Origin of the sequence: Massilia sp. Root418 (assembly GCF_001425265.1) — a bacterium.
GTDB lineage: Bacteria > Pseudomonadota > Gammaproteobacteria > Burkholderiales > Burkholderiaceae_D > Rugamonas.
The window spans coordinates 1-12,832 of sequence record NZ_LMEC01000011.1; the positions used below are offsets into that span (position 1 = coordinate 1).

A 12,832-nucleotide genomic window follows, 5' to 3' on the forward strand; every position below is an offset into this window, starting at 1 on the left:
ATCGTTACTCGCGACACATAAGGAGMAGCCATGAGCATGAATGCCAACGCCGGGCTATACGAGCAGAAGCTGGGCTACAACCGCAGCGCGGGACCATACCAGTCCTTGTCCTTGCCGTGGTGGGTGCGCACGCCGGAGAAGGTCTATGTGCCGCGCCATGGCTGCGAACTGGAGCCGGTGATTTGCGGCGAGAACCTGTTTCGCAGGCTGGAGCAGGATATCCGCAATGCCAGGCRTTGCATCGACATTATCAGCTGGGGATTCGATCCGGGCATGGTGCTGGTGCGCGGCGCGGCTGCCCAGGCTGGGCAGCGCGCGGGTGAACTTCTGCGCGAAGTTGCCAGCCGCAAGGACCATCCGGTGCAGGTGCGGATAGTGATCTGGCACGACGATGTCGCGGCGCAGTTCCTGATGAAGAACGTGCCCGGATACTATGGCTTGCAATTCCCGGCGATAGGCTGCTTGCGCAGTGGGTATTACAGCGAAGACCACCAGTTCTACAACGCCGAATGGTTCGAGAAAGCWTGCGCTGGTGAGTTGGCCAACATCGAATTCCGGATCAGAAAGGTGCCCGCAAGTCTGCTCAAAAAGTCTCTCGCAGGAGAGTCTGCGCCAGGCGGATTCTCGGCGACGGCCGCGAAGCTCTATGCAAGCCACCATCAGAAGATGATGCTGATTGACTATCTGGAGCCATCCATTGCGGCAGGTTATGTGATGGGTCACAATTTCGTCACCGACTTCTGGGACACCGAGCAGCACCKSTTTCGCGATCCACGCCGCGAGCGCTTTCATAAAAAAGACCCGTCACATGCCTGGAAACAGGGGCAGGTCTTCGCTCCCGGCGCGCCCGGCTACCAGCCCACCGAAGACGAGATCATTAGAAAGCAGCGTGCGGTCCAGGCCTACCTGGAGCAGGACAGTTGGGTTGTGAAGCCGTATCAGGACGTCTCCTGCCGNCCCACCGAAGACGAGATCATTAGAAAGCAGCGTGCGGTCCAGGCCTACCTGGAGCAGGACAGTTGGGTTGTGAAGCCGTATCAGGACGTCTCCTGCCGWGTGCGCGGCCCTGTGCTATGGGACTTGAACCACAATTTCTGCCAGGCGTGGCARGAGTCGGAGCGGCCCAAGTCACTGCTGGGGGAGCTGGGCTCCWGGACACCGCCTGCGGTTCGGCTTGCGCAAAAGGCTACAAAAGTTGTGGTGGACGCTGTTGTTCCGCAGCGTGAACCCGAGTTCATCGCGCAGCGCAACGCGTTGCCGTCGTCCGCGTTCAAGCTGGCGCGAGGCCAGCACAGCGCCCAACTGCTGCGCACGCAGCCACTGCATGGCGAGAAGTCGATCAAGGAGTGCTACGCCAACATCGTCCGCGTTCAAGCTGGCGCGAGGCCAGCACAGCGCCCAACTGCTGCGCACGCAGCCACTGCATGGCGAGAAGTCGATCAAGGAGTGCTACGCCAACATGACGCGGCAGATCCAGCATTACATCTTCATTCAGAATCAGTACGTGCAGTACGAGCCGTGGGCCGAGCATTTGAAACAGTGCGTGCAGCGCTTGCGCGACGGCGGGTTTCTGAAGCCGATCTNCTTCATTCAGAATCAGTACGTGCAGTACGAGCCGTGGGCCGAGCATTTGAAACAGTGCGTGCAGCGCTTGCGCGACGGCGGGTTTCTGAAGCCGATCTATGTGTTCATTCTGACCTCGACGCCGGAGAGCGACGGCATGGATCTGCCGACCTATGACGTGGCCGAGAAGCTGGGACAGAGTGAGACCATGGAGTATGAGCATAACGAGGCGTTGGAGCGTGCGAAGAGCGGCAAAGCGCCGAGGCCCGCCACCCCCGAGGAGTTGGCTGAATCTGGCATTAACGTCGTCATGGGATCGCTCTGGACATGTGCTGCGCAGCCCAAGGTCGGCGTACTCAGGGCGACTGACTATGAAGAAATCTACATCCACACCAAAGTGGCGATAGTCGACGACGCTGCCTTCACTATCGGCTCCGCGAATCTTAATCTGCGCAGCATGGCGCTGGACAGCGAACTGAATGTGCTGAGTGACGCCATGGATGTCGCGTACAAGCTCCGCTGCGACCTCTTCGTACAGTGTACTGGAAAGCCAGGACCTCCGCAGTTTGCAAGCATGGCGCAGACCTTCTTGTCCTGGCGTGACGCAATGCAGGAAAATGAGGATAGTAAGGCAAGCGGTCGGGCGCTAAACGGACAATTGATGAGGTTTCATGTTGGCCGTAAGCCGGGAAAACCGGTGGTGTAGCCATGTATGCGAACTCAAAACGCTTAGGCTTGGTGGCGCTTGCAGGTGTTCTAACCGCCACAGCTATCTACTTTTATATTGACCATGTAAGGTACAAAGCCATGCATGCCTTCCCTCCTGGCCTTTTCCGATTTGATGTAACTGCGCCCGTTCCGACCTGTGATCGTTGGAAAGCACACATGCCGAAAATACGGGATCCTGAACCATACCAAATGTATATCGAGGCAAGGAATCGATGGCGCAGCAAGATTGCGTGGCAGTTCACCAAGGATGAATTGACGCAAATTCTTGCAGACGTGAGAGCTGCGTCTGATAAGGGGGACTGGGGAGCGCGGGCATTGCTGGCGCATTTCTACTTGTACGGGTTGGGGCCTCTGCCAAAGAACAAGGTCCTGGATCAAGATGAGTTCAAATCGGTCGCTATCGCGCGCATGGCGGTGGAAGCCGGGCAACCGTGGGGATACTACGACGTGGGAGTCGCCCATCAATATGGATATGGAGGGGCGTACTATGATTGGGATATTGCCTGGGCATACTATCTTAGAGCCGCTGAGTTGGGGAGCCCCGATGCGCAAATGGCATTGGCGGAAGCATATCGCGATGCCGGAAGGCATGATGCCGAGGATAAGATGATTCGATGCGCTTATCTGCAAGGGCATGGACCCGCCGCAACCCTTCTTGGCAGGAGGGCCCGCGGGCAATCGCACTACATGGAGGCTCTGCGCTTTCATCAAGATGCTGTTAAGTTCGGCAGTAAGGATAGCGCGGCACATCTGTATCTGGCTTTCGGGAGCGAGGCGGGTGAGAGTCAGCGGGAGGGGCTGCTGACTCCGTTGGGTCTTGGCATTGACATGGAACGATATCGGCGCTATTTGGAAATTGCGGAGGCCCTCGACCTCAATCCTGATCTGAGATTTGGCCGTTTGGATTTACTCCTCCCCCTACCGCCTGCTGAACTGCCGGAGTGGCGAGGAATTCAGGACGCGATGGATCCCGACCCTGCCGGGCCACCCAGTTACTGAAGGAGTCCCAAATGCCTTTAAAAATCATCGTCGTCGGGGACTGCACCGACCATGGCGGAAAAGTGATCAGTGGGTCGCCGACGCATGACATAGGCGGCAAGGCTATCGCGCGGTTGGGGGACCAGGTTAGCTGCCCCCAGATCTACCCGGGTGGCAAGCCGCACGGCATCAACAAGATCGTCACAGCACATGAGACGCTGACTGCGGGCGGCAAGCCGGTGGCTGTCCACGGCTGCAAGACCGAGTGTGGCTGCACGCTGATTGGCCGCGTCAACGCCAGCGTGGGATAGCGAAACAAATTGTAATTCTTCGCATTCGCGCCTATCGCGCGGCCTAAGATTAGCCATCGATTGCGCAAGGAGAGCATGATGGGCTACATACTGGACGGCACCGACTGGGACGACAACCTCGACGGCACTGCGGGCGACGACGACATCTACGGCTACGCCGGCTACGATTCCCTGTTCGGCGGCCGGGGCGACGACTATCTGAACGGCGGCACCGGCATCGACGAGGCCTTCTACAACGGCTACCGCGACGAGTATTCGGTGCTGGCCGACGGCGGGCAGTTCTGGGTGAAGGACCTGGTCGGCGACGACGGGCTGGACTTGCTGCTGAATGTCGAGCGCCTGAATTTCGCGGATGGCGCGGTGGCGCTGGACATCGACGGCAACGGCGGCGAAGCCTATCGCCTGTACCAGGCGGCGTTCAACCGCGAGCCCGACGAGGTGGGCCTGGGCTTCTGGATTTCGCACCTGGACCACGGCGACAGCCTGCGCGCGGTGGCGCAGGGCTTTGTCAACTCGGATGAGTTCCGCGCCACGTACGGCAGCAACGCCAGCGCGGTGGACATCGTGGTGCGGCTGTACGCCAACGTGCTGCACCGCGCGCCGGAGCCGGCCGGCTTGGAGCACTGGGTCAACATCCTCACCACCGGCAAGGATACTGTGGCTGGCGTGCTGGTCGGCTTCAGCGAGAGCGCAGAGAACTACGCCCAGCTGATCGGCAAGATGCAGGACGGCGTGGATTACCAGCCTTTCGTCTAACCCTTACTTGCTGAGCATGCGCATGGCCCGTTCCAGGCCTTCTATGGTGAGCGGGAACATGCGGTTGTTCATCAGCTGGCGGATGACGGCGATCGACTGCCGGTACTGCCACAGGCCTTCCGGTTCCGGATTGAGCCAGATGAACTTGGGGAAGGTGCTGGTGAAGCGCGCCAGCCATTCGGACCCGGCTTCCTCGTTGTTGTACTCCACCGATCCGCCCGGCTGCAGAATTTCGTAGGGGCTCATGGTGGCGTCGCCCACGAAGATCACCTTGGTGTCCGGCGTGTATTTGCGCAGCACGTCCCAGGTGGGGAAGCGCTCGGCGTTGCGGCGGCGGTTGTTCTTCCACAGGTAGTCATAGACGCAGTTGTGGAAGTAGAAGAACTCCATGTTCTTGAATTCGGTCTTGGCGGCCGAGAACAGCTCTTCGGTGCGTTCGATGTGGTCGTCCATGGTGCCGCCCACGTCGAGCAGCATCAGCACCTTGATGTTGTTCTTGCGCTCGGGCTGCATCTTGATGTCGAGGAAGCCGGCGTTGTTGGCGGTGGCGCGGATGGTCTGGTCCAGCGCCAGCTCGTCCTCGTGGCCTTCGCGCGCGAACTTGCGCAGGCGCCGCAGCGCCACCTTGATGTTGCGCGTGCCCAGCTCGCGCTCGGAGTCATAGTCCTTGTAGGCGCGCGCCTCCCATACTTTCACCGCCGTGCGGTTGCCGCCCTTGCCGCCGATGCGGATCCCTTCCGGGTTGGTGCCGCCGTTGCCGAACGGCGAAGTGCCGCCCGTGCCTATCCATTTGCTGCCGCCCTCGTGGCGCTCCTTCTGTTCCTTTAGCAGCTCGTTCAGGCGGTCCATCAGCTTGTCGTAGCCGAACTTCTCCAGCGCGGCCTTCTGCTCGTCGCTCAGCTCGCGCTCCATGCGCTTGATCAGCCAGTCCAGCGGAATGGCGCTGTTGGTGTCGAAGGCGCCGTTGATGCCCTTGAAGTACTGGGCGAAGGCGCGGTCGAACTTGTCGTAGTGAGCCTCGTCCTTCACCAGCGTCAGCCGCGACAGATAATAGAAGTCGTCCATCGAGGCGTCGATGACGTTCTTCTGCATCGCTTCCAGCAAGGTCAGGAACTCCTTGATGGAGACGGGGATCTTCGCGTCTTTCAGCGTGAAAAAAAAATCGATCAGCATGTCAGTCTCTGCTTAGCTTGTAGCGCAGGTGCGCTTTGATTTCCGGCCATTCGCCGCGCACGATGCTGTAGATGACGGTGTCGCGCACGGTGCCGTCGCGCCGCAGCGCGTGGTGGCGCAGCACGCCGTCCTTCTTCGCGCCCAGGCGTTCGATGGCGGCTTGCGAGGCGTGGTTGAAGTTATCGGTGCGGAAGCCCACCACGGCGCAGCCCAGCGTTTCGAAGGCGTGCGTGAGCAGCATCAGCTTGCAGCTGGTGTTGACGTAGCTGCGCTGGCGGCTGCGCGCGTACCAGGTGTAGCCGATTTCCACGCGGTCCAGCGCGGGCACGATGTCGTGGTAGCTGGTGGTGCCGATCACCTCGTCCGTCACGCTGTCGATGACGGCGAAGGCAAAGCGGCCGGGCCGCATCTCCAGCGCCGTGGCGATGTAGGCGTCCAATTGCTCCGGCTCGGGCACCGAGGTGATGCGCAGCTTCCACAGCTGGCCGTCGCTGGCGGCGGCCAGGAGGCCGGCCGCGTGCTGCGGGCCGAGCGGCTCCAGGCGCACGCCGTTCAGTTCCAGCGTGACGGCAGCGAAGTTGGCCAGGGCACCGTTCATCAGCGGTTGGTCCGGTTCATGAACACCAGGCGTTCGAACAGGTGCACGTCCTGTTCGTTCTTCAGCAGGGCGCCGTGCAGCGGCGGCACCGCGGCCTTGGCGTCCTTGCTGCGCAGCGCTTCGGGCGGAATGTCTTCGGCCAGCAGCAGCTTGAGCCAGTCCAGGAACTCGGAGGTGGACGGCTTTTTCTTCAGGCCGGGCACGTCGCGCACTTCGTAGAAGGTCTGCAGCGCAGTGGCCAGCAGTTCCTGTTTCAAGGTCGGGTAGTGCACCTTGACGATCTGCTCCATCGTGTCCTTGTCCGGGAATTTGATGTAGTGGAAGAAGCAGCGGCGCAGGAAGGCGTCCGGCAGTTCCTTCTCGTTGTTGGAGGTGATGATGACCAGCGGGCGGTGCCTGGCCTGCACCATTTCGCGCGTCTCGTAGACGTAGAACTCCATGCGGTCCAGCTCGCGCAGCAGGTCGTTGGGGAATTCGATGTCGGCCTTGTCGATCTCGTCGATCAAGAGCACCACCGGCTCGGGCGCGGTGAAGGCTTGCCACAGCACGCCCTTGACGATGTAGTTGTGGATGTCGCGCACGCGCTCGTCGCCCAGCTGCGAGTCGCGCAGGCGGGACACCGCGTCGTATTCGTACAGGCCCTGCTGCGCCTTGGTGGTGGACTTGATGTGCCACTGCATTAGCGGCATGTCCAGCGCGGCGGCCACTTCCTCGGCTAGCATGGTCTTGCCGGTGCCTGGCTCGCCCTTGATGAGCAACGGACGCTGCAGCGTCAGCGCGGCGTTCACCGCCAGTTTCAAGTCATTGGTGGCAACGTAGTTCTCGGAACCCTGGAAGCGTTGGCCTTGGCCCTGGTTTGCTTGCATAAAATGGCGTCTCTTAGTGGAAAATGAATGCCCCGAGTATATGCCAGAACGCTATACCACACTGTGGGCGGATGATGTGGACTCGCAACTTGTTATTGGGTTAGAATCGTTGGCTGGTAGTGTAAAAGTCAACTTTTGCGACTACTGTATCACGCAGTATCAATAAATATTACTGACGTTAACCTAGCCATCCACCATGAAAAAAATCTACGCAGTTCTCGTGCTCGCAGGCATCGCCAACGTTGCCGCAGCGGCGGACATCGTTGGAAACGCCAAGGCGGCTCCAGCCAAGATCGAAATGTGTATCGGTTGCCACGGCATCCCCGGCTACAAAGCCACCTTCCCGGAAGTGTTTCAGGTGCCCATGATTGGTGGCCAATCGGCTAAGTACATCGAGAACGCGTTGCAAGGCTACAAAAAAGGCGAGCGCAAGCATCCTTCCATGAAGGGCATCGCCGTCAGCCTGTCGGATCAGGACATCGCCGACATCGCTGCTTACTATTCGCAGCAGACCCAGAAAACCGCGCAGAAATGAGGCTTAACGACATGAAAAAACTGATCATCGCCCTGTTCTGCGCATCCGCTTCCTTCGCCGCCACCGCCGGCGGCAACGTCGACGCCGGCAAGGCGCTGGCCGAGAAATACAGCTGCGCGGCCTGCCACGGCAAGGACTACAATTCCCCGATCGACCCGTCGTATCCGAAGCTGGCGGGCCAGCACAAGGATTACCTGCAGCACGCGCTGACGGCCTACAAGCGCGGCGACGCCGCCAACGGCCGCAGCAACGCCATCATGACGGGCCAGGTGAAGCCGCTGACCAACCAGGACATCAAGGATCTGGCGGCTTATCTGAACAGCTTGCCGGGTACGCTGGCCGTGCATCGCTGATACGGCGCTGGAGCATGGACAAAGCCACGCATTGCGTGGCTTTTTTTACGCCGCGTGCGGCGGGTTACGCGCTGCCGCGCTAACCCGCCCTACGGGATGCCACGATGCCAGGATGCCAGGATGCCACGATGCCACGATGCCACGATGCCACGATGCCACGATGGCGGATGCCGCGTGGGGCGCATGGGGCGCATGGGACGCATGGGACGCATGGGACGCATGGGACGCATGGGACGCATGGGACGCACGGGGCGCGTGGGACGCATGGGGCGTGTAGGGCGGGTTAGCGCGCAGGCGCGTAACCCGCCGGCTCCGCCTGCACCGTCAGCCGCTTGATGCTGGCGTTCTTGCCGTAGGTGGCCAACACTTGCAGCGGGGCGGGGCAGCGCACCCGGTACAGATAGCTGCGCTCTTCGCCGTCCACGCTGCGGCGCAGCAGCTCCAGCTGCAGCGGCACCGGACAGGCGCGCAGCTGCGCCGCGTCCGCCGTGCCCGCTTCGGCGCTCTTGCGCGCCAGCGCGGCAGCCACTTCCTTCGTCACTTCCGGCTCCGCGTCCTCGATGGCTGCCGCAGGCGCGGCGGCGCGCTGGGCCTGGGCGGGCGGCAGGGCGCAGCCGGCGGCCAGCGCGCTGGCCAGGGTCAGGGAAATCAGTCGTCGCATAGGCCTTGCTCCTTGTCAGTTGGCCCATCTTAGCCCGCCCCGGCGCGTTCGCCAAATTGTCTCAAATTGAACAAAACGCAGCATTCTGTCTAAAAAGGCCCGCTTTTACAAAGGCGCAAAACGCGTGGCTATACTCGGCTGCACCATTCAACCGAACCGACAGGAGTCATTGCCGCATGCGCCACTTTGCCCGTCCCATCCTCGCTTCCCTGATCGTCCTCGCCTACGCCGGCGCCGCCCATGCGGACAGCCGCGCAGTGGACAACCTGACCCTGTTCTCCAATACCAAGGCCGGTTCGGCCGAGGACGCGCTGCGCCAGAACGCGGCCCGCTTCGGCCTGCCCGCCTCGCTCAACAACCTGGTGCTGGTGAAGGTGCAGGAGTCGCTGACCGGCAAGCATTACCACTACCAGCAGATGCTGCGCGGCTTGCCGGTGGACCGCGCGGTCATCATCGTGTCGATCAGCAAGGGCGGGCAACTGCAGAAGATCTTCAACGAAACCCGCCATATCTCGGACGAGGTGGACGCCAAGGCCGTGAACCAGCTGTACAACCAGTCGCAGATTTCGGAAGACCAGGCGCTGGACAAGGGCTGGAACAATATGAAGGTGCAGCATCCGCTGGTGGACGTGCCGCGCACCGAGCTGGTGTGGGTGCCCAGCAAGGACGGCGTGCAGCTGGCGCGCAAGGTGAGCATCGAAGCGCAAATGCCGACCGGCGGCTTCGTGCAATACCTGAACGCGCATGACGGCAGCCTGATCGATTCCTACTCCACCTCCATCCCGCGCAAGGGCGAGCGCTCGCTGGAAGCACGCGCCAAGGCTGGCGGTGCCGTGCTGGACCGCCGCAGCGCCACCAAGGCCGCAAGCGACGCCCAGTCCACCCGCACCGCGCTGCGCGCCACCGCACCGGCCGCCACGCTGGCCTCCGGCATCAACGGCTCGGGCTACGCCTTCGATCCAGACCCGCGCACCACGCTGAACACCGAGGCGCTGACCGACACCTCGGCCGCGTCCGCCTTTGACGCCGCCTATTCCAACAAGACCCTGCGCGACCTGACCGTGGTGGGCAGCAACTACACGCTGACCGGCCCGTACGTGAACATCAAGAACATCGAAGCGCCCAACACCGCGCCCTCGACCACCACCAACGGCGTGTGGACCGCCAAGCGCGGCAGCAATGCCTTCGACGACACCAACGTCTATTTCCACCTGGACCAGAACCAGCGCTACATCCAGTCGCTGGGCTTCACCGGCACCAAGTCCATCATCAACCGCCCGCTGGACGTGGACACCGACGGCCTGAACGGCGACGACAATTCGCACTACAGCTATAGCGGCAGCACCGACTACCTGGCCTTCGGCCACGGCTGCGTGAACGACAGCGAAGACGCGGACGTGATCCTGCACGAGTATGGCCACGGCATCCACCGCAACATCAACTCGGGCTGGAGCGGCGGCGACACGGGCGCCATGGGCGAAGGCTTCGGCGACTACTGGGCCGCCTCGTATTCCTACAGCACCCCGAACGGCAAGACCTTCCACCCGGAATGGGCCTTCAGCTGGGACGGCCACGGCGCCTGCTGGGCCGGCCGCATGCTCAACCGCACGGACGCCAAGTACAACAGCGGCAAGACCTACGGCGCGCACCAGTCGGTGACGGAAAACGGCGTCACCTTCCAGTCCGACGAGCTGTGGTCGGCGCCGCTGTACCAGTCCATGGTGGCGCTGATCGCGGCCGGCAAGCCGCGCGGCAATATCGACCAGATCATCCTGGAAGCGCACTTCGGCCTGGGCAGCAACATCAAGATGCCGGCCATGGCTACCGCCATCGTCAACGCCGCCAAGACCCTGTACCCGTCCGACCTGAGCTACGCCAACACCTTCCAGGCCAAGTTCGAGGCGCAGGGCATCCTGTCGTCCACACCGAGCGGCCCCACCATCGCTGAAACGGAGAGCAACGACAGCACCGGCACCGCGCAGGTGATCAGCACGGCCGGCACCACGGTGAACGGCACCATCAGCGCAAATGCGGACGTGGATTACTACAAGGTGACCCTGCCGACCGGCAAGACGCTGACGGTAACGCTGACCCCGAACGCCAGCTCGGACTACGACCTGGAGCTGTACAACAGCGCCGGCACCAAGCTCACCTCCAGCACCAAGGGCACCGGCCTGGTGGATACCGTGACCAGCACGGCGGCGGGCGTGCTGTACGCCAAGGTGATCCGCTACAGCGGCGGCACCGGCGCCACCAGCGGCAAGTACACGCTGTCGGCCAGCTGGTAAGGCCGCGTGCGGCGGGTTACGCGGGGCGCGCCCCGCTGTGCGCGGGAAACGGGAACGTAGGGCGGGTTAGCGCGTCAGCGCGTAACCCGCCGCTGCACCGCCTCAATATAGGCCAGCCCATCCAGCGGCTGGCCGCTGCGCTGGGCGTTCCAGATCATCTCCCCCAGGCACTCCATGATCTGGTGCTGCGCCTCGTGCGCCGAATCCAGCTTCAAGGTCAGCGCCGTGGCTGCCGCGCGGATGCCGGGCGGCTGGTCGATGGAAATCTGCTCGTCGATCGACAAGTGCATGGACAAGTGCAGGAAAGGATTGGTCTGGCCGGAGTCGACCGAATAGTCGCGCGCCAGGGCCGCATCCACGTCGCTGAGGACGTCTTCGTATTCGGGGTGGTGGCGGATCCAGTCGCCCGCCATGGTTTCCAGCGGCGTCAGGATCTCGTTGGCGCGCAGCTTCTGGTACACGGCGCAGAAGAAGCGGCGCACGTCGTCGGAGGACGGATTAAACATAAGAGGGAGGCAAGGCTGCGGATAAGCCGATATTGTACCTTGGCGCGGATTTGTGTACGCTGCACCGATCCGCCCTTGTACTTTTGACCATCTTTCCCGGAGGCCGCATGCTGGACCAAGACGCACTCGATACCCTTTTCCAACAAGCCCATACGCACCAGGGCTGGCAGCCGCGCGACGTCAGCGACGCCCAGCTGCACCAGCTGTACGACACGCTGAAATGGGCACCGACTGCCTTCAACGGTTCGCCGGCGCGTTTCGTGTTCGTCAAGTCGGCCGAGCAGCGCGCCCGGCTGGCCGCCTGCGCCTCGGCCGGCAATGCCCCCAAGATCGAGCAGGCGCCGGTGACGGTGATCGTGGCCATGGATCTGGCCTTCTACGAGCAGTTTCCGCTGCTGTCGCCGCATGTCGACGGCCAGGCTTTCTTTGCCGGCAAGAGCGCCGCGATCGACACCTTTGCCATGCGCAACTCATCGCTGCAGGGCGGCTACCTGATCCTGGCGGCGCGCGCGCTCGGTCTGGACTGCGGCCCCATGTCCGGTTTTGATGAGGGCAAGGTCAACGAAGCCTTCTTTGCCGGCACCACGCTCAAGGCCAATTTCCTGTGCAGCCTGGGCTATGGCGTGCCGGAAAAAGTGCGCCCGCGCGCGCCACGCCTGCCGTTCGACCAGGCGTGCAAGATCGTTTGAGCATAAAAAAACGGACGCCGAAGCGTCCGTTCTTGTCTGCTGACTTGCTGACTAGCTTATTCCTGGCCCGGCAGCACGATGCGGGGCGCATCGTCCGGGGTGCAACCGCAGGGATCGCCCCCCACCAGTTCCGGCGCACCCATCGCCGCTGCCGCGTTGGCGGCATTGGCTGCCACCGCGGCACTGGCCTTGCTGGCATTGTTGCCGGCATTGCCACCGCCGCCATTGTTGCCGCCGCTGCCATTCCTGGGAGCATGCGGCTGGCGCAGGTAGCGCGACGTATGGTGGCGGTTGCCATTGCCATGCGCCGGCCACGTGAGGAAGCGGGACAGCTCCTGCAGCGCGCGCTGGTACACGTCGCGCTTGAATTCGATCACCACATCCAGCGGCACCCAGTATTCATGCCAGCGCCAGGCGTCGAACTCGGGGTGGTCGGTCAGGCGCAGGTTGACGTCGTTGTCGCGCGCACACATGCGCAGCAGAAACCAGATCTGCTTCTGGCCACGGTAATGGCCGCGGATCTCGCGCTTGATGAAGTGGTCCGGCACTTCATAGCGCAGCCAGTCGCGGGTGCGGCCGACGATCTTGACGTGTTCCGCCCGTAATCCTATTTCTTCCTCAAGCTCCCTGTACATCGCCTGTTCAGGCGTTTCGCCGTACTTGATCCCGCCCTGCGGGAACTGCCAAGAGTGCTCGCGCACCCGCTTGCCCCACCACACCTCGTTATGGGCGTTCAGCAGGATGATGCCGACGTTGGGCCGAAACCCTTCACGGTCGAGCATGTTGCACCTCAAACTTTCTGCTTGCAGTACGTCCTTCTTATATT

14 protein-coding genes are annotated in these 12,832 nt (G+C 62.2%); 8 read left to right on the top strand and 6 right to left on the bottom strand.

The genetic code is table 11. The features are described from left to right. Positions 1-1,873 precede the first annotated feature (1,873 nt). The 4 genes from ASC94_RS34220 to ASC94_RS07565 all read left to right on the top strand — a co-directional run bounded on the left by ASC94_RS34220 (position 1,874) and on the right by ASC94_RS07565 (position 4,337). Entirely contained in the window at positions 1,874-2,269 is a 396-nt protein-coding gene (locus ASC94_RS34220; protein ID WP_373888109.1) for a phospholipase D-like domain-containing protein, read from the top strand. Positions 2,270-2,448: 179 nt separating this feature from the next. Then, positions 2,449-3,291 carry a tetratricopeptide repeat protein gene (locus ASC94_RS07555; RefSeq protein ID WP_229417201.1) on the top strand — a complete coding sequence of 281 codons (843 nt, stop codon included), beginning with the start codon at positions 2,449-2,451 and terminating at the stop codon, positions 3,289-3,291. A gap of 11 nt (positions 3,292-3,302) precedes the next feature. Continuing rightward, on the top strand, positions 3,303-3,581 hold the full coding sequence (locus ASC94_RS07560; protein ID WP_056392908.1) for a PAAR domain-containing protein: 279 nt from the start codon (positions 3,303-3,305) through the stop codon (positions 3,579-3,581). 75 nt (positions 3,582-3,656) lie between these two features. After that, a complete protein-coding gene (locus ASC94_RS07565) occupies positions 3,657-4,337 on the top strand; it encodes a DUF4214 domain-containing protein (RefSeq protein WP_082616344.1) in 681 nt (226 codons plus the stop codon). Positions 4,338-4,340: 3 nt separating this feature from the next. On the opposite strand, the gene ASC94_RS07570 is transcribed toward ASC94_RS07565, so the two are convergent. From ASC94_RS07570 to ASC94_RS07580, 3 genes are read right to left on the bottom strand one after another with little or no spacing between them, the layout of a single operon-like run. Further along, on the bottom strand, positions 4,341-5,510 hold the full coding sequence (locus ASC94_RS07570; RefSeq protein ID WP_056392913.1) for a VWA domain-containing protein: 1,170 nt from the start codon (positions 5,508-5,510) through the stop codon (positions 4,341-4,343). A 1-nt stretch (position 5,511) separates the two neighbouring features. Continuing rightward, the gene (locus tag ASC94_RS07575) at positions 5,512-6,108 is read right to left on the bottom strand and encodes a GNAT family N-acetyltransferase (RefSeq protein WP_056392915.1); all 597 of its coding nucleotides are present in this window, start codon (positions 6,106-6,108) and stop codon (positions 5,512-5,514) included. Further along, positions 6,108-6,974: a MoxR family ATPase gene (locus ASC94_RS07580; RefSeq protein WP_056392917.1), complete on the bottom strand. Its 867-nt coding sequence runs from the start codon at positions 6,972-6,974 to the stop codon at positions 6,108-6,110. Before ASC94_RS07580 ends, ASC94_RS07575 begins: the two co-directional genes overlap by 1 nt. Before the next feature lie 196 nt (positions 6,975-7,170). Here ASC94_RS07580 and ASC94_RS07585 point away from each other — a divergent pair, with 196 nt between their 5' ends. After that, a complete protein-coding gene (locus ASC94_RS07585) occupies positions 7,171-7,509 on the top strand; it encodes a cytochrome c (RefSeq protein ID WP_056392919.1) in 339 nt (112 codons plus the stop codon). Positions 7,510-7,520: 11 nt separating this feature from the next. Further along, the gene (locus ASC94_RS07590; protein WP_056392921.1) at positions 7,521-7,862 is read left to right on the top strand and encodes a cytochrome c; all 342 of its coding nucleotides are present in this window, start codon (positions 7,521-7,523) and stop codon (positions 7,860-7,862) included. 283 nt (positions 7,863-8,145) lie between these two features. On the opposite strand, the gene ASC94_RS33585 is transcribed toward ASC94_RS07590, so the two are convergent. Beyond that, the gene (locus ASC94_RS33585) at positions 8,146-8,523 is read right to left on the bottom strand and encodes a hypothetical protein (RefSeq protein ID WP_056392923.1); all 378 of its coding nucleotides are present in this window, start codon (positions 8,521-8,523) and stop codon (positions 8,146-8,148) included. Positions 8,524-8,699: 176 nt separating this feature from the next. Between ASC94_RS33585 and ASC94_RS07600 the strand changes: the two genes are divergently transcribed. Continuing rightward, positions 8,700-10,811, top strand: a complete 2,112-nt coding sequence (locus tag ASC94_RS07600) for a M36 family metallopeptidase (RefSeq protein ID WP_056392925.1) — start codon at positions 8,700-8,702, stop codon at positions 10,809-10,811. Between the two features lie 74 nt (positions 10,812-10,885). Here ASC94_RS07600 and ASC94_RS07605 read toward each other — a convergent pair whose 3' ends face one another. After that, on the bottom strand, positions 10,886-11,317 hold the full coding sequence (locus ASC94_RS07605; protein WP_056392927.1) for a DUF1841 family protein: 432 nt from the start codon (positions 11,315-11,317) through the stop codon (positions 10,886-10,888). Between the two features lie 107 nt (positions 11,318-11,424). Here ASC94_RS07605 and ASC94_RS07610 point away from each other — a divergent pair, with 107 nt between their 5' ends. Further along, on the top strand, positions 11,425-12,006 hold the full coding sequence (locus ASC94_RS07610) for a malonic semialdehyde reductase (protein WP_056392929.1): 582 nt from the start codon (positions 11,425-11,427) through the stop codon (positions 12,004-12,006). A gap of 56 nt (positions 12,007-12,062) precedes the next feature. Here ASC94_RS07610 and ASC94_RS07615 read toward each other — a convergent pair whose 3' ends face one another. Beyond that, the gene (locus ASC94_RS07615; protein ID WP_229417202.1) at positions 12,063-12,788 is read right to left on the bottom strand and encodes an RNA pyrophosphohydrolase; all 726 of its coding nucleotides are present in this window, start codon (positions 12,786-12,788) and stop codon (positions 12,063-12,065) included. Between the last annotated feature and the right edge of the window lie 44 nt (positions 12,789-12,832).